Here is a 19110-nt window from a genome sequence, read left to right on the forward strand (position 1 = left end):
GGTCCCTGCTCACTCGAATTCCATGATCACGTCGTCCACCGCCAGGCTGTCGCCGGGGACGGCGTTGATCTTCGACACGATGGCCTTCTTCTCGGCGCGCAGGATGTTTTCCATCTTCATCGCCTCGACGGTACACAGCGCCTGACCTTCCTGCACCTCCTGGCCCTCTTCCACATTGACCTTCACGATCAGGCCGGGCATCGGGCACAGCAGCAGCTTCGAGGTATCGGGCGGCAGTTTTTCGGGCATCAACGCCGCCAGTTCCGCCTGACGCGGGCTGTAGACATTGACCTTCAGATCGGCGCCGCGGGTGCGCATGCGGAAGCCGCTGGTCACCTTGCCAACCTTCAGCACCAGCGGATCGCCGTCGATGTCGATCCGCGCCAGGCTTTGGCCCGGCGTCCAGTCCGACGCCACCCGGTGGCTGTCGCCATCGTCGAAGATCACCGTGGCGCCCTGCGGGTCGGCGTCGATCGTCACGGCAAAGCTTTGGCCCTGCGCGGCCACGGTCCAGTCGCGGCCCACCTTGCGCTCGTGGTTGTCCATGGTGCCGGAAATGCGCGTGCGGCGAATCTCGGTCACGCGGTACATGGCCGCCGCAGCCGCCGCCACCCGGCGCAGGTCTTCGGCGGGCAGATCCACGCCGCTGAACCCGTCGGGGTATTCCTCGGCGATGAAGGCGGTGGTGATGTCGCCCGACACGAATTTCGGATGATCCATCACGGCCGACAGGAACGGCAGGTTGTGGCCGATCCCCTCGACCTCGAACGTATCCAGCGCGATGCGCATCTCTTCGATCGCCTCGGCCCGGGTCGGCGCCCAAGTGCACAGCTTGGCGATCATCGGGTCGTAATACATGCTGATCTCGCCGCCCTCATAGACGCCGGTATCGTTGCGCACCACCGCACCGGGGCGCACCTCTTCGACCGGGGGGCGATAGCGCGACAACCGCCCGATCGAGGGCAGGAAGTTGCGATAGGGATCCTCGGCGTAAAGCCGGCTTTCCATCGCCCAGCCGGTCAGCTTGACGTCTTTTTGCGCGATTGACAGCTTTTCGCCCGCCGCCACCCGGATCATCTGTTCCACCAGATCGATGCCGGTGATCAGCTCGGTCACCGGATGTTCCACCTGCAGACGGGTGTTCATTTCCAGGAAATAGAAGTTGCGGTCGCCGTCGACGATGAATTCCACGGTGCCCGCGCTGGCGTAATCCACCGCATGGGCCAGGGCCACGGCCTGTTCGCCCATCGCCTTGCGGGTGGCTTCGTCCAGGAAGGGGCTGGGCGCCTCTTCGATGACCTTCTGGTTGCGGCGCTGGATCGAGCATTCGCGCTCGCCCAGATAGACGCCGTTGCCGTGACTGTCGCACAACACCTGAATTTCGATATGGCGCGGCTGGGTCACGAATTTCTCGATGAAGATGCGGTCGTCGCCAAAGCTGTTGGCCGCCTCGTTCTTCGAGCTTTGGAAGCCTTCACGCGCTTCGTCGTCGTTCCAGGCGATGCGCATCCCCTTGCCGCCGCCACCGGCAGAGGCCTTGATCATCACCGGATAGCCGACCTCGTTTGAGATTTTCACCGCATGTTCGGCGTCGTCGATCAACCCCATGAAGCCGGGCACGGTCGACACGTCGGCCTCCTGCGCCAGCTTTTTCGAGGTGATCTTGTCGCCCATCGCCTCGATCGCGCCGGCGGGCGGCCCGATGAAGGCCACGCCTTCCTTGGCCAGCGCCTCGGCGAACAGCTTGTTTTCCGACAGAAAGCCGTAACCGGGATGCACCGCCTCGGCGCCGGTCTGGCGGATCGCGTCCATCACCTTCTCGATCACGATATAGGACTGATTGGCCGGCGCCGGGCCGATATGCACCGCCTCGTCGGCCATCGCCACATGCAGCGCGTTTTTATCCGCGTCCGAATAGATCGCCACGGTCGCGATCCCCATCTTGCGTGCGGTCTTGATGACCCGGCAGGCGATTTCCCCCCGGTTTGCGATCAGGATCTTCTTGAACATCTCAGTCCCTTCCAGCAGTGGACCGGGGCCATGCCGCCCCGGCCTGAACACGAAAAAAGCCACCCGGGCCCACGGCCCCGATGGCTTTCAATTGAATATGGTCAGGCCCGAAGGCCCGCCCGGTCTTGATATCAGTTACAGATACCCGCGTCGTCGCACAGAGCACCGCCAGCGGCACCAATGGCCGCACCGGCAATGACATTTTCATCCAGGACATCGGCCACGACAGCACCCGCCGCCGCGCCGGCCAGCGCCCGCTCGCTATCGTCTTCCAGACAGCCCGCAAGCGCGAGGAAAAGCGCCGGGACCACGATGAGTTTGAGTTTGTGCATTCTGCTCCGCCCTTACTGAGGATTGTTACGGCATTACTATGCCGCCGGACCCCGACAGTTGCCAAGCGGCAAATGCACGCATTCAGCCCTGCGGCAACGCTTTGCCGATCATGATCGCGGAATGAAAAAGGGTCTGGTCTGACCCGAGACGGGCCAGACCAGAGGGAAGGGGAAGGGTAACGGTTTGAACAAACAGACCCGCAACGACGCAAGAAGCGGGTCTGCTCATGCCCAAGCGTGTCGCAATTCGTCACGCGGGCAAAGTCCGATATCCCACAGGCGGTCGATTGGGCCGTTTTTTGCCCAAAACCGGAGATTGCGGGCAAGATCATGCCGATTGCCCCCCGCTGAACACCTCGGGGAACGCGGCCTGCGCGCGCGCCACGTCGATCCGCAGCAGCGCGTCATAACTTTCGGGATCGAACGGATCCTCGGCCGCGACGACCTCGCGGCCGAACAGCCAGCTCAGCCGGCCGGCATCCAGATTGCCGCGCGTGAAGGGTTCATCGCCGAAATACGCCCATAACGCGGCCAGAAACCCCGCATCGGCGCGCCGGTCGGCCGGGCGGCGGTCGGCAAACCGTTCCCGCGCCACAAGAGGGGTCACAGCCTTCTTGTTCTCGCGTCGAATGGTGAACTGATAATCGGTACCCGGAAGACGGCTGGGGAAGCCCTTGTATTTCAACATCACGCGCCCCTTCCGGTCAGGGGGCGGATGGCCGGGGCGGGCGAAAAAACCCGCCCCGAAATCCGATCAGTACTTGGTGTAAACCGGCTCGGACACGACCGGGGTCGGCTCGACATACACGACTTCTTCTTCCGCGGCGCATGCTGCGGTGAAGGCCACGAGGCAGACAGCCATGAGGGTTTTGACAGTGTTCGACATGCTTCACTCCTGTTCCTGTGCAGGGCCGGTATCCACAGCTTATGCAGCAGCCCGGCCATGCCAATTATGCAGGGCACAAATGCGTGACCCAACCAAATCATAGCCCAAAGCAAATCAAACGCATATGCCCATCCGCGCACAATGATACGTTGTGGCGCGAATGACGCAGCGCTGCCGCCTGGCCAATGGAACGGTGCAACATTTTGCGGCATCGTCAAAATCCCTCCCAGATGCAGGCGTTGTTTTCGGGGCGGTAGGCCTCGAAATACTGGGTGGCTTCGGGCGCGGATTGGCCGAAGTCAACCGGCCGGTCAGCCAGGGTTATGATCACCTGCGACACCTCCGGCCCCAGGTTGCTCAGCCGCGGCAGGGCGTAGTGCGTGCACAAAAACAGCATGTCCGGCTCGGCCTCGGCGAAAGAGACCTGGCTGTCGCCATGGCCGATCCGGGGCGCCACGAAGCGGAACCGCGCGGTCAGGCCCGCCGGGCCGGGTTCGCCCCAGATCATGTCGAGAAACGTCACCGGCTGCCCCGAAGGAACGGCAATCGCCGCATCCCCGGCCAGCAGCGGCGCGGCCGCGACCGCGGCCAGACAGATCAGCGCGCCCCCCCGCATCATGCCCCCTGCCCTTCGGGACGGCGGGCGATGCAGTCAACCTCGACCAGCGCGCCGACGGCCAGCGCGGTCACGCCCACGGTGGTGCGGGCCGGGCGGCGGTCGGCCGGGAAATACCCCTGATAGGCGTCGTTGAACGCGGCGAAGTCGCGCTCGAATTCGGTCAGAAAGCAGCGGCACTGCACCACATGCGACAGGTCCAGCCCCAACTCGGCCAGGATCAATGCCAGATTGTTCATCACCCGTGCGGTCTGGGCTGTGATCCCTTCGGGCAAGGGCGCATCCGGGGCGTCGGGGTCGGTCGGCATCTGGCCGGTCAGGATCACCCAGCCATCGGCCTCGACCGCATGGGAAAACGGCGCGACCGGGCGCGGGCCCTTGGTGAACAGGTGGAACTCAGGCATCGGTCACCCCCGGCCTTGCGTTGGCCAGCCAGCGCGCGCGGTTCGCCGGGCAGTCCAGCACCGCCGCGATGGCCGCCTGCGTCCGGGTTCTGGGAAAGGTTCGGGCATGGATTGCGCCGCCCGCCCGGACCAACAGGCGCGCACCGTCCTCCTCGATACGCACCACCGGCGTGAACCCGCGCAAGCGCCGCAGCGCGCGCCACAGGTCCTGCCGTATCTGCTGCGCCAGACGTCCCTTGCGCGCCAAAGGCAGCACCGTTTCGGCCGCCACGTCGAAACGCGGCGGCAGATGACGGGCCAATGTCAGCGCGCCGTCTTCACGGATGATATGCCAGCGGTCTTGCATCGGACGCCCCCAAACACCCCGCTTACAGCGGAATGTTGTCGTGCTTCTTCCACGGGTTTTCCAACTTCTTGCCGCGCAGCGAGGCAAAGGCCCGCGCCACCCGCTTGCGGGTGCTGTGGGGCTGGATCACCTCGTCGATAAAGCCCTTTTCGGCAGCGACGAACGGATTGGCGAAGCGATCCTCGTAATCCGCGGTGCGCTGCGCGATCTTTTCGGGATCCCCCAGTTCGGAACGATACAGGATCTCGGTCGCGCCCTTGGCGCCCATCACCGCGATCTGCGCCGTGGGCCAGGCATAGTTGAAATCGCCGCGCAGGTGTTTCGACGCCATGACGTCATAGGCACCGCCATAGGCCTTGCGGGTGATCACCGTGACCTTCGGCACCGTGGCCTCGCCATAAGCGAACAACAGCTTGGCGCCGTGCTTGATGACGCCGCCATATTCCTGACTGGTGCCGGGCAGGAAACCGGGCACATCGACAAAGGTCAGGATCGGAATTTCGAACGCATCGCAGAACCGCACGAACCGGGCCGCCTTGCGCGAGCTGTCGATGTCCAGACAGCCGGCCAGCACCATCGGCTGGTTGGCGACCACGCCCACCGACTGCCCCTCGATCCGGATGAAGCCGGTGATGATGTTCTTGGCGAAATCTTCCTGAATCTCGTAGAAATCGCCCTCGTCCGCAGTTTTCGCGATCAGCTCTTTCATGTCATAGGGCTGGTTCGGATTGTCGGGGACCAGCGTGTCCAGGCTGTCCTCGATCCGGGCCGGATCGTCAAAGAACGGGCGGACCGGCGGCTTTTCACGATTGTTGAGCGGCAGAAAATCCACCAGACGGCGCACTTCGGTCAGCGCCTCGACATCGTTCTCGAACGCGCCGTCGGCGACCGAGGATTTCTTGGTATGGGTGCTGGCACCGCCCAGTTCCTCGGCGGTGACAACCTCATTCGTGACGGTCTTCACCACGTCGGGGCCGGTGACGAACATGTAGGAACTGTCTTTGACCATGAAGATGAAATCGGTCATCGCCGGGCTGTAAACCGCGCCACCGGCGCAGGGGCCCATGATCACGCTGATCTGCGGCACCACGCCCGAGGCCATGATGTTGCGCTGGAACACGTCGGCATAGCCGGCCAGGCTGGCCACACCTTCCTGAATACGTGCGCCGCCCGAATCGTTCAGCCCGATCACCGGCGCGCCGTTCTGGATCGCCATATCCATGATCTTACAGATTTTCTGGGCGTGGGTTTCCGACAACGAGCCGCCGAAGACCGTGAAATCCTGAGAGAACACATAAACCATGCGACCGTTGATCGTGCCCCAGCCGGTCACGACGCCGTCACCATAAGGGCGGTCCTGCTCCATCCCGAAATCGGTGCAGCGATGGGCGACGAAAGTGTCGAATTCCTCGAACGAGCCCTCATCCAGCAACAGTTCGATCCGCTCGCGCGCGGTCAGCTTGCCCTTGGCGTGCTGGCTGTCGATCCGGCGCTGCCCGCCCCCGAGCCGCGCGGCGGCACGGCGATCGTCAAGTTCCTGCAGGATGTCTTTCATGATCTTGGCTTCCCCTTCCCGGTTTGCGGGCACCCTATAGGGCCGGGCAGGCACGAGAAAGTGATTTTCGGAATATTTGCAAATTCTTGGCAATGCAGATTTGGCTAATTGTAAACTTGCAAATAATCCATTCGACATCCGAGGATATGGACAGGTCCCGCACATCGCCCTAAGTCAGTTAACATGACTCCCAAGCCCCCTGTGCGGTTTCTTGACCGCAGCACCCCGCCCCATATCGTGACGCTTGTCCTGCTTGCGGGGATGGCGGCGCTGTCGATGAACATTTTTCTGCCGTCGCTGCCCAACATGACCGCCTATTTCGGCACCGACTATCGGCTGATGCAGTTGTCGGTGGCGCTGTATCTGGGCGTCAACGCGGTGTTGCAAATCTTCATCGGCCCGCTTTCTGACAGGTATGGGCGGCGCCCGGTGCTGCTGGGCTCGGTCGTGGTGTTCCTGCTGGCCACGCTGGGCTGCCTTTTCGCACCGAACGTGCATGTGTTCCTGGCCTTCCGCATGGCGCAGGCGGTGATCGTCACCGGCATGGTGCTCAGCCGTGCGGTGGTGCGCGACATGGTCCCGCAGGCCGAGGCCGCGTCGATGATCGGGTATGTCACCATGGGCATGTCGATGGTGCCGATGGTCAGCCCGGCAATCGGCGGGGTGCTGGACGAGGCGTTCGGCTGGAAGGCCAATTTCGCGGTGCTGCTGCTGGCGGGCAGCGCGCTGCTGGCGCTGATCTGGGCCGACCTGGGCGAAACCGCGCCGCGGCGCAAGACCAGCCTGATCGCCCAGTTGCGCGAAACGCCGGAACTGATCCGCTCGCGCCGGTTCTGGGGCTATGCGCTGACCTCGGCCTTTGCGGCGGGCACGTTCTTTGCCTTCGTCGGCGGCGCACCTTTCGTCGGGACCGAGGTATTCGGCCTGTCGCCGTCGGCGCTGGGGCTGTATTTCGGCATGTCGGCGCTGGGCTATCTGGTCGGGAATTTCCTGTCGGGCCGGTTTTCGGTGCGGATCGGGATCAACCGCATGATCCTGGGCGGCGCCATACTGCTGGTCGCGGGCCTGCTGGTGTCGCTGCTGCTGTTCGTGCTGGGCGCCACCCATCCGTTCAGCTTTTTCGGCCTGGTCACGTTTGTCGGGATGGGCAACGGCATGATCATGCCCAACGCCACCTCGGGGATGCTGTCGGTGCGGCCCAGCCTGGCGGGCACCGCCAGCGGCTTTGGCGGCGCGGTCACCATCGGCGGCAGCGCCGCGCTGTCGGCCCTGTCGGGCGCGCTGCTGACGCCGGGGCGCGGGGTCTATCCCCTGCTGGGGATCATGCTGACCTCAAGCCTGTGCGTGGTCCTGTCGATGCTCTACGTCCTGCACGCCCAGCGCCGCGCCGACCGGCTGGGCCTGCACCCGCAGTGATCCGGCCAAAGCGGGCTTGCGCAACGGGTTTGCAAAGAACACAATGGGTGAAAGCAAAACTGCAAACACAGGCGCCATGGCCAATCAGAAACTCTATGCGGGCGTCAAGCTGCGCGAAACCCGGACCCGGCTGGGCCTGACCCAAAAGGATTTCGCCGCCAAGCTGGGCGTGTCGCTGCCTTATCTCAACCAGATGGAAAACAACAACCGTCCGGTATCCACCGGGGTGGTGCTGGCGCTGGCGCAGGAATTCGGCTTTGACGTGACCGAGCTGTCGACCGGCGACGCGGAACGCATCGTCACCGACATGCGCGAGGCGCTGGCCGACCCGGTCTTTGCCGATGTCGCGCCGCCGCTGGCCGATCTGCGGCTGGCCGCCTCGAACGCCCCGGCCCTGGCGCGCGCCTTTCTGGATCTGCACCGCGCCTATCGCCAGACCCATGAACGCCTTGCCTCGCTGGACGAGGCATTGGGGCGCGAGGATGCCCGCGTGCAGCCCAGCCCCTGGGAAGAAGTGCGCGATTTTTTCCACTATTGCGACAACTACATCGACGCGGTGGACCGCGCCGCCGAACGCTTTGCCTGCCCGGACGGCCCCCCCGGCGACCCGACCGCCCTGGCGATGGATTGCCTGCGCGGCGCGGGTGCCACGGTGCGGACCGCGCCGGGCGACGGGCTGCGCCACTATGATGCCGAAACCCGCACCCTGACCCTGTCGTCGCGCGCGGCCCCGCCCACCCAGCGCTTTCAGTTGCTGCATCAGGTGGCGTTGCTGACCCAGGCCAAACTGCTGGACGCCACACTGGATTTCGCCCGGTTCCAAAGCCCCGAGGCCCGCGCCATCGCCCGGATCGGGCTGGCCAACTATTTCGCCGGGGCGGCGCTGCTGCCCTACCGCGCCTTTCTGGCCGCCGCACAGGAGACGCGGCATGATCTGGAACGGCTGGCCGATCTGTTCGGCGCGTCGATCGAGCAGGTGGCGCATCGCCTGTCCACCCTGCAGCGCCCCGGCGCCAAGGGGGTGCCGTTCTTCTTTGCCCGCGTCGATCAGGCCGGCACGATCACCAAGCGCCATTCCGCCACGCGGCTGCAATTCGCCCGGTTCGGCGGGGCCTGCCCGCTGTGGAACGCGCATCATGCATTTGAATCGCCCGGCCGTTTTCTGCGGCAGCTGGCCGAAACCCCGGACGGTGCGCGCTATTTCTGTCTGGCGCGCGACATATCGAAATCCGGCGGGGCCTGGGGCGCGCCCACCCGGCGCTTTGCCATCGGGCTGGGCTGCGAGGTGCAGCATGCCGGGCAGATCGTCTATGCCGACGACATGGATGTGACCCGCGCCACCGCGTTCGAGCCGATCGGGATTTCATGCCGCATTTGTGAGCGCAAGACCTGCCCCCAGCGCGCCGTGCCGCCGCTGGAACGCCGGTTGCGGGTCGATCCCGACCAGCGCGGCCTGATGCCCTATGAAATCGCCGAATAGCTTATCGCCCCGGCCCCGCGCGCCGGTCTGTCAGAACACCGCACAGGGGGAGGGCATCGCCATGCAACGGAAAGGCCGCCGTGGCATCGCGGCTGATCGACGGGTTCGCCCGCCAGATGAGCGATCCGTTTTTCATGCGATTTCAGGAACAGGTCGAAGGTCCGGCCGCATCCAACGGGGACGCGGCCGAAGCCTGAACGCCTCAGCCCTCGGCCGGGGCGGCCAGAAGGCGGGCGATTTCGTCTTTCAGCGCCATCCGCTGCTTGCGCATGGCGGTCTCGTTCAGCTCGTCGGTGGGCTCGATATTGGTTTCGGCGCGATGAATGGCGCCGTTGACCTCGTGATATTCATCCACAAGCCGGGCGAAATGGGCATCGCTGGTTTTCAGCGCGCGGATCGCATCAACTTGATCCGGGAACTCTTCGGCCAGTTCATGGGGGGTATTCGACATCTCGGGTCTCCTTCCTGTCTTAACGAAGCTACGCTAGACGGGGCAGGCCCCCGCCACTTTGACTCCGATCAAATGAACGCGCCCGATACGGCATAAACCCGGCCCCGGTCAAGCCTTGCGCCTGCGCCAAAGCGGCACGATCAGACGCCGCCACGCCAGCGCCAGCCCGGTATAGACCAAAAACACCGACGCAAGCGATGCAAGCCCGGCCAGGGTCTGCCCGGTCAGGCCCAGCGCCTCGCCCGTATGCAGGAACCGGATCAGGATTCGCGCCTGCGTGGCCGGTGTATTATCGGTAAATCCGCTGCTGCCGGTCAGTGTGGCATCGGTCAGCGCATAGGTCAGGGTCTGCTGCTTGGTGGGCTGACCGCCGGTGCCGGTATCGACGCGCAGCGCGACCTCGGTATCCGCCGGGTCCGGCAGCGGCAGCTCGATCCGGGTCCAGCCCGGCACCTGCGCCGCGGCGGCGTCGACCACCGCCTGAAGCTGACCGTCAAAGACCTGCGCCTGCGGCCTGCCCTGGGCCTGATTGGCCATCGGCGCCCCCCCCGGCGGGCCGCGCCGCGCGGGCACCTCTTCGCCGAAGGCGGCATAAACCGCGCGATCGGCCCAAGAATAGGAAAACACCACCGCGGTGCCAATCACCACCACCAGCGGGATCAGCGCCCAGATCCCGAAGACATGGTGCCAGTTGTAATCGCGCGCCTTGGCGTTGGGCAGGCCGCGCCGAAACCACAGATTCATCCGCACCAGCCGCCATTTCCAGCGTTTCGGCCACCACAGAACCAGCCCCGACAGGGTAATGAACAGAAAGATCAGGTTCGCCGCCCCGGTGATCGCCGCGCCGGTTTCGCGCGCGTCGCCGCTTAGCGCGAACCAGCGGTGCAGCGCGGTGACCTTTTCAAAAAACGCCTTCGCCCCTTCGGCGCGGCTGTCCAGCACGTCGCCGCTATAGGGATCCAGCAGCGTGGTATTGGACCGCCCCGTGCGCAGCGTCACCGGCGCGTCCGTGTCCGCTTGCAGCACCAGCGTGGCGGGGGCGTTTTTGGCGATCCCCTGCGCAATCCCGGCCAGTTCGCCAACCCGCAACGGTGCGGCACCCGCGTCATGGGCCACGGTGCTGGCGTTTTCGAACCAGCCCACGATCTGCCGCTCATAGGTCAACAGAACCCCGGTGACCGACAGAAACAGAATGACCAGCCCCGCGCTGACCCCGGCCACAAGGTGGGCCCAGAAGAATATCCGCCTGACAGACATGTTACTCTCTCCAGATGCGTCGCGCGCATTTCGTATAACGTGTGTACGCCAACATTCCGTCGCGCCCGCGAGAATGCGGCGGCCTACCTGTCCAGATGTTGCCCATGTGCAAGGATCAGGGGCACGACCAGTTCTTCCTCGTCGGTCAGGTGCCGGTCCAGAAACCCGGCGAACCCGTCCAGCGCGTCGCGCAGCGCCCCGGCCTGTGGCCGCAACACATCGGGCCCCGCGCGCAGCATCGCATTGGTCAGATCCGCCAGCCCATGGATATGCGCGTCCAGCGCGTGGTGATCAGCATCCAGCAGGTCAAACCCCGCCCCGAGCCGCAGATCGAGTGCGCAAAGCTGCGGAAAATAATGATGGTCCTCGATCTGGTGATGGCCGTGCAGTTCGTTCAGAAAGGTGCCGGCCAGCCGGGCGGTCCGTTGCTGATAGCGGCGCGGATCCAGATCGCCCCCCAGCACCGCCCCGGCATCCTGCTGCAACCGCGACAGCAGATCGCGGAACATCAGGTGACGGCCCAGCCAGAACCGGGTCAGCCCGTCGAAATTGCCGTGGCTTTCCCAGATGTCGCGGGGATAGTCGGCCAGCAGCACCCGAAGCGCATCGGGAAGGCCGGGACGGCGGTCAAGGGAAAGCGGATTGTCCATGCCGCCACAATAGGTCCTGCGCACGGGCGGACAAGCGCCGCCGCGCACAGCGCCTGCGCATGGTTTCACATTCTGGTGGCGTCGGGGGGCGGGGTGATGGCGCGCCGCTTCAGCATCGCCTCGCGCCAGGTGATGAAACTGACGGAGGCCAGGATCAGCCCGCCCCCCGCGATCACCCAGATATCCACCGCCTCGCCAAAGGCCAGCCAGCCCAGCAACGCGGCCCAGACCAGTTGCAGAAAGGTCACCGGCTGGGTCACCGACAGCGGCGCCTCGCGAAAGGCGAGCATCATCGTGTAATGCCCCGCAGTGGCGAAGGCCGCCACCAGGAACATCCAGCCCAGTTGCGGCGGTGTCGGCGTGACCCAGACCGCGGCGGCAAACGGCGCCAGCGCGATGGTCACGAAGATCGACAACATCGCCACGATGATGGCCGGGCTGACCTTGCCGCTGGCCCGACCGGCGATCAGATACGAGGCGCCGAACATCAGCGCCGTGATCAGCATCGCGATATGGCCGGGCTGGACGACACGAAATCCCGGCCGCAGAATGATTAGCGCCCCGATCAGCGCGATGACGATCGCCATGATCCGCCGCGCGGCCAGCTTTTCGCCCAGAAACAATGCCGCCCCGATGGTGACATAGATCGGGTTGAGATAGTTCATCGCCGTCACCTCGGCGATCGGAATCCGGGTCATCGCGAAGAACCAGCAGATCACGCCCAGCGCATGGGCCGCGCCGCGCAGCGCGAACAGGACCCAGGCGCGCCGCGGCAGCCGCAGGCGCGACAGCGCGCCCAGCGTCGGCAGCAAAAACACCAGCCCGAGAAGATAGCGTAAAAAGGCGGCCTGGGGCGCGGGAAGGCCGTCGCCCACATGTTTCACAATGGCGGTGACACCAACGAACAGAAGGCCGGAAACCAGCATCCAGAAAACGCCTATGGCCGGGCGGCGCGTGTCGGAAAAGACATCGGACATGCGCGAACTTGATCCTATAGAATGCCCGAGGGCAAGTGGGAAAGCCCCCGCCTGCGCGGGTTCGCCGCGCTTAAAGCTGTTCCATCACCTCGTCGGAGATCTCGAAATTGGCGGTGACATTTTGCACGTCGTCGTCATCCTCCAGCGCGTCGATCAGCTTCATCAGCTTTTGCGCATCTTCCAGCCCCAACTCGGTGGTGGTTTGCGGCTTCCAGACCAGCTTGGTGGATTCGGAGTCGCCCAGCTCGGCCTCCAGCGCGGTCGAGACCTCGTTCAGATCGGTATCGGCGCACCAGATGATATGGCCATCCTCGGAACTCTCGACATCCTCGGCCCCGGCCTCGATCGCGGCCATCATCACCGTGTCGGCATCACCCGCCGTCGCCGGATAGCTGATCTGCCCCTTGCGGTCGAACATGAAGCCCACCGACCCGGTCTCGCCCAGATTGCCGCCGTTCTTGGTGAAGGTCGAGCGCACGTTGGACGCCGTCCGGTTGCGGTTGTCGGTCATCGCCTCGACGATCACCGCCACCCCGTTCGGGCCGTAACCTTCATAGCGGATTTCATCATAGTTTTCCGCATCGCCCCCGGTGGCCTTCTTGATCGCGCGGTCGATCACATCCTTGGGGACCGAGTTCGACCTGGCCTCTTTCACCGCCATGCGCAGGCGCGGGTTCTTTTCGGGATCCGGGTCGCCCATCTTGGCGGCCACGGTGATTTCCTTCGACAGCTTGGAAAACAGCTTCGAGCGCGCGGCATCCTGCCGGCCCTTGCGATGCTGGATATTCGCCCATTTGGAATGGCCTGCCATGAAACTCTCCGAACCTTGGTTTTGCTCCGCGCCTCTATATGCCAGCGGCGGGGCGGGCTGCAAGGGTGGCCCGCCTTGCGGCAATCAGTTCTTGGCAGAGGGCGGCGGCGGCGAGCGGAAGGTCCAGTCGCGCCCGCCCCCCGGTTCGGAAATGGTGACGCGGGCCAGCGGCGCGATCACGTCCGGGCCGCCCAGCGCGGTGAAAAACTCGACCAGAACCCAACGGATCGGGTTGGTGCCCGGCAGCAGTTCCACCGCATAGGGATAGGCGGTCGTGCAGTCCTGGAGCGTGCCGCTCCAACCCGCCTCGGTCTGGGTGGCGGACGCGCGCGGGCCCTTGCATATCTCGCCGGTGGTCATCCGCACGGTCAGCAGATTGCGGGTCAGGATCACCTCTTCGGGGCGGCCGCCGCTTTGGGCCGCGCAGGCGGCCAGCGCCAGGGTCAGGGCCGCGGGCAACAGGGTGCGAAACATGGTCGGCCTCCTTTCAGGGGGTGAAACTTACAGCGGCCACAGGAACGGGATCACGGCCGAGGCCAGCAATCCGATGCTCAGGTTCAGCGGAATGCCCACGCGCATGAAATCGGTGAAGCGATAGCCGCCGGGGCCGTAGATCAACGTGTTGGTCTGATAACCGATCGGCGTGGAAAAACTGGTCGACGCCGCCACCATCACCGCCACCACCAGCGGCCGCGGATCGACCCCCAGCGCCTGGGCCAGGCCGATGGCGATCGGGGTCACGACCACGGCCACCGCATTGTTGGTCACCACTTCGGTCAGCACCGAGGTCAGCAGATAGATCGCCCAGATCAGCAGGAACGGCGGCAGCGTGCCCAGGAACGGCCCGATCGCGTTGACGATCATCGCCACCGCGCCCGAGGCTTCCAGCCCCGCGCCCACCCCCAGCATCGAGAAGATCATCACCAATAGCCGCGCATCGACGACCGAGAACGCCTCTTCGGAATCGATGCAGCGGGTCAGCAGCAGCGCCGCCACCGCCAGGATCGCCAGAAACAGGATCGGCGCCACGCCCAGCGCGGCCAGCACCACGATCCCGACCAGCGCCGCCAGCGCAATCGGGGCGTGGCTGCGCCGATAGGCCCGCGCGGTGGGCTGCGAGATATCGACCAGTTCCATGTCAGAGGCCAGGCGGCGGATATCCTCGGGCGTGCCTTCCAGCAGCAGCGTGTCGCCGACGCGCACCACCAGATCATCCAGCTTGCGGCCGATATTCTGGTTCCGCCGATGTACCGCCAGCGGATAGACGCCATAGCGGCGGCGCAACCGCAGATCGCCCAGCGACCGCCCGACCAGTCGGCATCCGGGCGAAATCAGTGCCTCAACCGTGGTGGTCTGGACCGAGGACAGCTTATCGACCATGCGCAGTTTCTTGTTCTGCTGCAGGCCCAGCAGTTCCGACATCTCGGTGCGCAGCACGACACGGTCGCCGGGCTCCAGCGTGACGCCGCGCAGGTCGCGCCGCAACGAGGCATCGCCACGCAGCACGTCGATCAGGCGCACGCCTTCGCGGCGGAACAGATCGACGCCGGTCACCTCGGCGCCGATCAACTCGCTGTCTTCGGGGATCGCGACCTCGGTGAAGAATTTCATCCGGCTGCGGTCCGACAGCAGATCGGCCATCGACTCGCGGTTGGGCAACAGGCGCTTGCCGATGAATCGGATATAGATCATGCCCCAGACCACCAGGATCAGCGCCAGCGGCGTCACCTCGAAGATCGTGAACGGCGCCAGCCCCGCGGTACGCGCCACGCCGTCCACCAGCAGGTTGGTCGAGGTGCCGATCAGCGTGGTCATCCCGCCCAGGATCGACGCATAGGACAGCGGGATCAGCAGTTTGGACACCGGGCGGTTCAGCTTGCGCGCCAGTTTGACGAAAACCGGGATCATCATCACCACCACCGGCGTGTTGTTCATGAAGGCCGAGGCCAGCACGACAAAGCCCAGCAGCCCGGCGATGCCCAGCATCGGCGCCCGTTCGGTGGTGCGTTCGGCAACGGCGATGAACCCGTCCAGCGCCCCGGTGCGCGACAGTGCCCCCATCACCACGAACATCGCCGCGATGGTCCAGGGCGCCGGGTTCGACAACACGTTCAGGGCGGCGTCATAGGGCAGAATGCCCAGCACCAGCATCACCGCCGCGCCCGAAAGCGCGATCACCTCGACCGGATAGTGTTCGCGTACGAACAGTGCGAACATCACCGCAACGACGGTCAGCGCAAGAATGGCATTCGTGGTCGCGGAAAGGGAAAGGTCGATCATTCCAGTCTGGGCCTGTTGCCGGGTCAGACTGTATCTTTAGCGACAGCAGAAGTTCGCACAAGCACAGAGTTGGGCCGCGGCTGCACCAGGAACAGACCCGCAAGCATCACCGCCAGCGCGGCCCAGACCCAGCCGGAATAGGACTCTTGCAGCAACAGCACCGACCACAGCACCCCGAACCCGGTCACCAGATAGGAAACCTGTGCCGCGAACACCGCCCCCGCGCAACTGACCAGCCAGACATAGCCCGCATAGACCAGCGCGTTCACCACGGCCGACCCCATGACCGCCAGATCGGCCGCGCCATAGGGCGGCAATGGCGAAATCCACTGCCCGGCGGCCAGCGCCAGCGGCGCGGTCAGCAGCGCGGAAATCACCGACGCCCCCAGCAAAAGCTGGATCGGATCCATGCCGACCATGCCCCACTTGCCGACGATATTGCCCTCGAGCCCGTAAAACAGCGGCCCCAGCAGGGCCAGCGGCACGAAGGCCAGCATGGCGGGGTCGGGCAGGCCGGTTTCAGGACCGGCGATCAGGACCACCCCCAGCGCACCGCACAGGATGCCGGCCAGCCGGCGCCATTCGAACCGGTCGGTGGCCATCGCCAGCGCGATCGGAAAGGCGAAGATCGGCACCAGCGACAGCAGGATCGACATGATGCCCGCCGGCAGATGCACCGCCGCGCGATAGGACGCGGCATTGGGCAGCAGCGTGCCGATCAGTGCGATCACCACGCACATGCCGATCTGGCGCCGCCCCCGCGGCAGCCCCCGGCCCCGCGCGGTACTGATCAGAAACAGAAGCACCGCGCCGATGGCCGATTGCCAGAAGATGATGCCGAACGCGCGATAGCCGCCGGAAACCGCGATCTTGGCCAGTGGCGGGGTGATGCCCCAGCCCATCCCGAGCACGACCAGCATCAGCAGCAGCGCCGAACGGCCCGGCGCGGCGGCGGCGCTCATGGCGCGGCCTGCTCCAGCCGCCCGCCGACGCGGATCATCCGCACCTTGCCAGCCTTGCCGCTGCGGTCGTCGGTCTCGACATACAGGCCCGACAGCGTGGCCTCGCCCGCCGCCGGGGTGAAGCGGCCCTTGCCCATGCCGGTGATGAAACGGCGCATCGGTTCGGCCTTGTCCATCCCGATGACAGAATTGTAATCGCCGCACATACCCGCATCCGACTGAAACGCGGTGCCGCCAGGCAGGATTTGCGCATCGCCCGTCGGCACATGGGTGTGGGTGCCGACCACCACGCTGGCGCGCCCGTCGCACCAATGGCCCATCGCCATCTTTTCCGACGTCGCCTCGCAATGGACATCGACCAGCGCCGCCTGCGCCAACCCGCCCAGCGGATGGGTCTTGAGCACCTGATCGACCGCCGAGAACGGATCGTCGAACGGACGTTTCATGAAGACCTGGCCCAGCACCTGCGTCACGAGCACCTTGCGCCCCCCGGTGGCGGTGAACAGCCGGTGCCCCTTGCCCGGCGCGCTTTTGGCATAGTTGATCGGGCGGATGATGCGCGGCTCGGTCTCGATGAAGCTGAGCATCTCCTTCTGGTCGAAGGCGTGATCGCCCAGCGTCACGCAATCGGCCCCTGCGTCAAGGATCGCCTTGGCATGGGCCCCGGTCAGACCGGCACCCGAGGTTGCATTCTCGCCATTGACCACGACAAAGTCGAGGCCCCAGTCGGCGCGCAGTTTCGGCAGGCGTTCGGTGATCGCGGCGCGGCCCGCACGTCCCACCACATCGCCAAGGAACAGGATTTTCATGGATAATGCCTAGGGCGCGGGCGGGCCAAGGGCAAGCGTGGAAATGCATCATCCGCGTCAATCCGACGCGCCCTGCCCGCACCGCAAGCTGATAGGAAGGCCGGATGCGGAAATCCGGCGGGATCCTTCTTGTGGTGGCGCTGTGCCTTGGCCTGATCTGGCCCAAGGCGTCGGCCGTGGTGTCGCTGTTGCTGCCCGGCACGGTCCAGACCATCGTGATCTGCACCGGGGACGGGCTGGTCACGGTCACCATCGGCCCCGACGGTGCGCCGGTTCGGACCGGCGAAACCGAAGAGGCCCCCTGCACCATCGGCACGGCGGTAACCGCCGACGCGGCCCCGCTGAGTTTCTGGCAGGCGCTGGCGCGCGATCACGCCTTGCGCCGTCCGCTGTACGCACGGATCGCGCGCAGTCTGCCGCCCTATGCCCGGCGAAGACCCGCCCGCGCGCCCCCCCTTGTCGCTGTCTGACCGAAGACCCCAAAACAGACCTTCAAGGATAGTTTCAATGACACTGACTTCGCCCGCGGCCCCGGCCGCGAAACGCCCCGTGCGCGGTGGCGCCCTGTATCGCCTCGTCTGGAAATGGCATTTTCTGGCAGCGCTTTACGTCCTTCCCTTCATGTTGATCCTGTCACTCTCGGGGGGCTTGTACCTGTACAAGCCGCAAATCGAGGAATGGCTTTACGCCGACCGCCTGAACGTCGCGGCCGGGGGCGATCCGCTGCCCTTCTCCGCGCAGATCGGGGCGGTCGAGGATCAGGCCGGGCTGACCCGGCTGCGCAGCGTGACCGATCCCGGCGACCCCGCGCGCAGCACGCTGATCGAGTTCGAGGACCGCGACAAGATCCGCAGCTATGCCTGGGTCGATCCCTACAGCGCGCAGGTCATCGCCGTGCAGCCGCGCGACGAGACGTTCATGCGGATCGTGCGCAAATTCCATGGCGAACTGCTGATGGGCGGGTTCGGCACGAAATTCGTCGAACTCGCCGCGCACTGGTCGATCGTGATGATCGTCACAGGCGTTTATCTGTGGTGGCCGCGCGGCCCGCGCCGCCTGTCGGATGCGGTGCGCCCGCCGCGCGGCACCGGGCGCGGCTGGTGGCGCGAAACGCATCTGTTCACCGGGATGCTGGCGGCGGTGCTGATCACGCCCTTGCTGCTGTCGGGCCTGCCCTGGACCGATATCTGGGGCGGTTCGCTGTCGGCCATCCAGGATCAGACCGGGCAGAAATCGCTCAGCCTGCGGTTTGGCGGCAAGGTGCCGAATTCCACCGCCGACACCGGCACACCGCTGCCGTTCGAGGCAGTGCTGGCCACGGCCCATGCCGAAGGGCTGGCCGCACCTTACGAGATGCGCCCGCCGAAAGGCGTGCAAGGGGCGTATTGGCTGCGCTCGGCCGCGCCCGACCGGGGCGAACAGACCGAGCTGGTCATCGACCAGTATAGCGGCGCGGTGCTGAAGCGGATCGACTTTGCCGACAATCCGCCGGTGGCGCGGGCGGTGTCCTATGGCATTTCGCTGCATCAGGGCGAGCTTTATGGCTGGCTGAACCTGGCGCAAAACACGCTGGCTGCGGGGTTGGGCCTGCTGCTGTCGGTCTCGGGCTTCGTGGCCTGGTGGATGCGCCGCCCGGCCGGAAAACTGGGTGTGCCCGCCGCACCGGATGCCGCGCTTGGCCGGGACTTTGGCCTGCTGATCATCGGCATCGGTATCGTGCTGCCGCTGGTGGGCGCGTCGCTGTTGCTGGCGCTGGGGCTGGACTGGCTGCTGTTTCGCAGGCTGGGCTGGTTCCGCGACGGCACCATCCCCCAGCCCGCCGAATAAGCCCCGTTGGCAGGCCCCGCACGCGGGGGCCTGCCGCCTTA

General features: G+C 65.4%; 21 protein-coding genes. 4 read left to right on the forward strand and 17 right to left on the reverse strand.

The window, feature by feature from the left end:
- Positions 1-9 precede the first annotated feature (9 nt).
- From ACSR1C_RS08710 to ACSR1C_RS08745, 8 genes are all read right to left on the reverse strand, one after another.
- Positions 10-2010 carry an acetyl-CoA carboxylase biotin carboxylase subunit gene (locus ACSR1C_RS08710; RefSeq protein ID WP_460259265.1) on the reverse strand — a complete coding sequence of 667 codons (2001 nt, stop codon included), beginning with the start codon at positions 2008-2010 and terminating at the stop codon, positions 10-12.
- A 131-nt stretch (positions 2011-2141) separates the two neighbouring features.
- Positions 2142-2342 carry a hypothetical protein gene (locus ACSR1C_RS08715; protein WP_460259264.1) on the reverse strand — a complete coding sequence of 67 codons (201 nt, stop codon included), beginning with the start codon at positions 2340-2342 and terminating at the stop codon, positions 2142-2144.
- 328 nt (positions 2343-2670) lie between these two features.
- Positions 2671-3030 carry a hypothetical protein gene (locus tag ACSR1C_RS08720; RefSeq protein ID WP_460259263.1) on the reverse strand — a complete coding sequence of 120 codons (360 nt, stop codon included), beginning with the start codon at positions 3028-3030 and terminating at the stop codon, positions 2671-2673.
- A 66-nt stretch (positions 3031-3096) separates the two neighbouring features.
- Positions 3097-3228 carry a hypothetical protein gene (locus ACSR1C_RS08725; RefSeq protein WP_460259262.1) on the reverse strand — a complete coding sequence of 44 codons (132 nt, stop codon included), beginning with the start codon at positions 3226-3228 and terminating at the stop codon, positions 3097-3099.
- Positions 3229-3442: 214 nt separating this feature from the next.
- Positions 3443-3847 carry a DUF6497 family protein gene (locus ACSR1C_RS08730; RefSeq protein ID WP_460259261.1) on the reverse strand — a complete coding sequence of 135 codons (405 nt, stop codon included), beginning with the start codon at positions 3845-3847 and terminating at the stop codon, positions 3443-3445.
- Positions 3844-4248: a RidA family protein gene (locus ACSR1C_RS08735; protein ID WP_460259260.1), complete on the reverse strand. Its 405-nt coding sequence runs from the start codon at positions 4246-4248 to the stop codon at positions 3844-3846. The genes ACSR1C_RS08730 and ACSR1C_RS08735 overlap by 4 nt, the downstream gene beginning before the upstream one ends.
- Positions 4241-4594 carry a hypothetical protein gene (locus tag ACSR1C_RS08740; RefSeq protein WP_460259259.1) on the reverse strand — a complete coding sequence of 118 codons (354 nt, stop codon included), beginning with the start codon at positions 4592-4594 and terminating at the stop codon, positions 4241-4243. The genes ACSR1C_RS08735 and ACSR1C_RS08740 overlap by 8 nt, the downstream gene beginning before the upstream one ends.
- Positions 4595-4616: 22 nt before the next feature.
- Positions 4617-6149, reverse strand: a complete 1533-nt coding sequence (locus tag ACSR1C_RS08745; RefSeq protein ID WP_460259258.1) for an acyl-CoA carboxylase subunit beta — start codon at positions 6147-6149, stop codon at positions 4617-4619.
- 183 nt (positions 6150-6332) lie between these two features.
- On the opposite strand from ACSR1C_RS08745, the gene ACSR1C_RS08750 reads away from it, so the two are divergent.
- Positions 6333-7565, forward strand: coding sequence for a multidrug effflux MFS transporter (locus ACSR1C_RS08750; protein WP_460259257.1), 1233 nt, complete (start codon positions 6333-6335; stop codon positions 7563-7565).
- A 76-nt stretch (positions 7566-7641) separates the two neighbouring features.
- Positions 7642-9045, forward strand: coding sequence for a helix-turn-helix domain-containing protein (locus tag ACSR1C_RS08755; RefSeq protein ID WP_460259256.1), 1404 nt, complete (start codon positions 7642-7644; stop codon positions 9043-9045).
- Between the two features lie 202 nt (positions 9046-9247).
- On the opposite strand, the gene ACSR1C_RS08760 is transcribed toward ACSR1C_RS08755, so the two are convergent.
- The 9 genes from ACSR1C_RS08760 to ACSR1C_RS08800 all read right to left on the reverse strand — a co-directional run bounded on the left by ACSR1C_RS08760 (position 9248) and on the right by ACSR1C_RS08800 (position 17242).
- A complete protein-coding gene (locus tag ACSR1C_RS08760) occupies positions 9248-9496 on the reverse strand; it encodes a YdcH family protein (protein WP_460259255.1) in 249 nt (82 codons plus the stop codon).
- A gap of 108 nt (positions 9497-9604) precedes the next feature.
- The gene (locus ACSR1C_RS08765; protein ID WP_460259254.1) at positions 9605-10753 is read right to left on the reverse strand and encodes a PepSY-associated TM helix domain-containing protein; all 1149 of its coding nucleotides are present in this window, start codon (positions 10751-10753) and stop codon (positions 9605-9607) included.
- An 83-nt stretch (positions 10754-10836) separates the two neighbouring features.
- Positions 10837-11403: a hemerythrin domain-containing protein gene (locus tag ACSR1C_RS08770; protein WP_460259253.1), complete on the reverse strand. Its 567-nt coding sequence runs from the start codon at positions 11401-11403 to the stop codon at positions 10837-10839.
- Between the two features lie 65 nt (positions 11404-11468).
- Positions 11469-12380, reverse strand: coding sequence for a DMT family transporter (locus ACSR1C_RS08775; protein WP_460259252.1), 912 nt, complete (start codon positions 12378-12380; stop codon positions 11469-11471).
- A 70-nt stretch (positions 12381-12450) separates the two neighbouring features.
- The gene (locus ACSR1C_RS08780; protein WP_460259251.1) at positions 12451-13191 is read right to left on the reverse strand and encodes a YebC/PmpR family DNA-binding transcriptional regulator; all 741 of its coding nucleotides are present in this window, start codon (positions 13189-13191) and stop codon (positions 12451-12453) included.
- A gap of 84 nt (positions 13192-13275) precedes the next feature.
- Complete coding sequence (locus ACSR1C_RS08785; protein WP_460259250.1) at positions 13276-13665, reverse strand: hypothetical protein; 390 nt, start codon at positions 13663-13665, stop codon at positions 13276-13278.
- Positions 13666-13692: 27 nt separating this feature from the next.
- Positions 13693-15471, reverse strand: coding sequence for an SLC13 family permease (locus ACSR1C_RS08790; protein WP_460259249.1), 1779 nt, complete (start codon positions 15469-15471; stop codon positions 13693-13695).
- A gap of 23 nt (positions 15472-15494) precedes the next feature.
- Positions 15495-16433, reverse strand: coding sequence for a DMT family transporter (locus ACSR1C_RS08795; RefSeq protein WP_460259248.1), 939 nt, complete (start codon positions 16431-16433; stop codon positions 15495-15497).
- Positions 16430-17242 (reverse strand): TIGR00282 family metallophosphoesterase, encoded by an 813-nt coding sequence (locus tag ACSR1C_RS08800; RefSeq protein WP_460259247.1) that lies wholly within the window; start codon positions 17240-17242, stop codon positions 16430-16432. Before ACSR1C_RS08800 ends, ACSR1C_RS08795 begins: the two co-directional genes overlap by 4 nt.
- 104 nt (positions 17243-17346) lie before the next feature.
- On the opposite strand from ACSR1C_RS08800, the gene ACSR1C_RS08805 reads away from it, so the two are divergent.
- Complete coding sequence (locus ACSR1C_RS08805; RefSeq protein WP_460259246.1) at positions 17347-17712, forward strand: hypothetical protein; 366 nt, start codon at positions 17347-17349, stop codon at positions 17710-17712.
- A 37-nt stretch (positions 17713-17749) separates the two neighbouring features.
- The gene (locus ACSR1C_RS08810; RefSeq protein ID WP_460259245.1) at positions 17750-19069 is read left to right on the forward strand and encodes a PepSY-associated TM helix domain-containing protein; all 1320 of its coding nucleotides are present in this window, start codon (positions 17750-17752) and stop codon (positions 19067-19069) included.
- Positions 19070-19110 lie beyond the last annotated feature (41 nt).

It is taken from the genome of Actibacterium sp. D185-2, assembly GCF_054954595.1.

What these genes read in the sequence shown, in the direction of transcription:
- ACSR1C_RS08710 (WP_460259265.1), bottom strand. Translation starts at nt 2,010, where the DNA reads ATGTTCAAGAAGATCCTGATCGCAAACCGGGGGGAAATCGCCTGCCGG.
- ACSR1C_RS08715 (WP_460259264.1), bottom strand. Translation starts at nt 2,342, where the DNA reads ATGCACAAACTCAAACTCATCGTGGTCCCGGCGCTTTTCCTCGCGCTT.
- ACSR1C_RS08720 (WP_460259263.1), bottom strand. Translation starts at nt 3,030, where the DNA reads ATGTTGAAATACAAGGGCTTCCCCAGCCGTCTTCCGGGTACCGATTAT.
- ACSR1C_RS08725 (WP_460259262.1), bottom strand. Translation starts at nt 3,228, where the DNA reads ATGTCGAACACTGTCAAAACCCTCATGGCTGTCTGCCTCGTGGCCTTC.
- ACSR1C_RS08730 (WP_460259261.1), bottom strand. Translation starts at nt 3,847, where the DNA reads ATGATGCGGGGGGGCGCGCTGATCTGTCTGGCCGCGGTCGCGGCCGCG.
- ACSR1C_RS08735 (WP_460259260.1), bottom strand. Translation starts at nt 4,248, where the DNA reads ATGCCTGAGTTCCACCTGTTCACCAAGGGCCCGCGCCCGGTCGCGCCG.
- ACSR1C_RS08740 (WP_460259259.1), bottom strand. Translation starts at nt 4,594, where the DNA reads ATGCAAGACCGCTGGCATATCATCCGTGAAGACGGCGCGCTGACATTG.
- ACSR1C_RS08745 (WP_460259258.1), bottom strand. Translation starts at nt 6,149, where the DNA reads ATGAAAGACATCCTGCAGGAACTTGACGATCGCCGTGCCGCCGCGCGG.
- ACSR1C_RS08750 (WP_460259257.1), top strand. Translation starts at nt 6,333, where the DNA reads ATGACTCCCAAGCCCCCTGTGCGGTTTCTTGACCGCAGCACCCCGCCC.
- ACSR1C_RS08755 (WP_460259256.1), top strand. Translation starts at nt 7,642, where the DNA reads ATGGCCAATCAGAAACTCTATGCGGGCGTCAAGCTGCGCGAAACCCGG.
- ACSR1C_RS08760 (WP_460259255.1), bottom strand. Translation starts at nt 9,496, where the DNA reads ATGTCGAATACCCCCCATGAACTGGCCGAAGAGTTCCCGGATCAAGTT.
- ACSR1C_RS08765 (WP_460259254.1), bottom strand. Translation starts at nt 10,753, where the DNA reads ATGTCTGTCAGGCGGATATTCTTCTGGGCCCACCTTGTGGCCGGGGTC.
- ACSR1C_RS08770 (WP_460259253.1), bottom strand. Translation starts at nt 11,403, where the DNA reads ATGGACAATCCGCTTTCCCTTGACCGCCGTCCCGGCCTTCCCGATGCG.
- ACSR1C_RS08775 (WP_460259252.1), bottom strand. Translation starts at nt 12,380, where the DNA reads ATGTCCGATGTCTTTTCCGACACGCGCCGCCCGGCCATAGGCGTTTTC.
- ACSR1C_RS08780 (WP_460259251.1), bottom strand. Translation starts at nt 13,191, where the DNA reads ATGGCAGGCCATTCCAAATGGGCGAATATCCAGCATCGCAAGGGCCGG.
- ACSR1C_RS08785 (WP_460259250.1), bottom strand. Translation starts at nt 13,665, where the DNA reads ATGTTTCGCACCCTGTTGCCCGCGGCCCTGACCCTGGCGCTGGCCGCC.
- ACSR1C_RS08790 (WP_460259249.1), bottom strand. Translation starts at nt 15,471, where the DNA reads ATGATCGACCTTTCCCTTTCCGCGACCACGAATGCCATTCTTGCGCTG.
- ACSR1C_RS08795 (WP_460259248.1), bottom strand. Translation starts at nt 16,433, where the DNA reads ATGAGCGCCGCCGCCGCGCCGGGCCGTTCGGCGCTGCTGCTGATGCTG.
- ACSR1C_RS08800 (WP_460259247.1), bottom strand. Translation starts at nt 17,242, where the DNA reads ATGAAAATCCTGTTCCTTGGCGATGTGGTGGGACGTGCGGGCCGCGCC.
- ACSR1C_RS08805 (WP_460259246.1), top strand. Translation starts at nt 17,347, where the DNA reads ATGCGGAAATCCGGCGGGATCCTTCTTGTGGTGGCGCTGTGCCTTGGC.
- ACSR1C_RS08810 (WP_460259245.1), top strand. Translation starts at nt 17,750, where the DNA reads ATGACACTGACTTCGCCCGCGGCCCCGGCCGCGAAACGCCCCGTGCGC.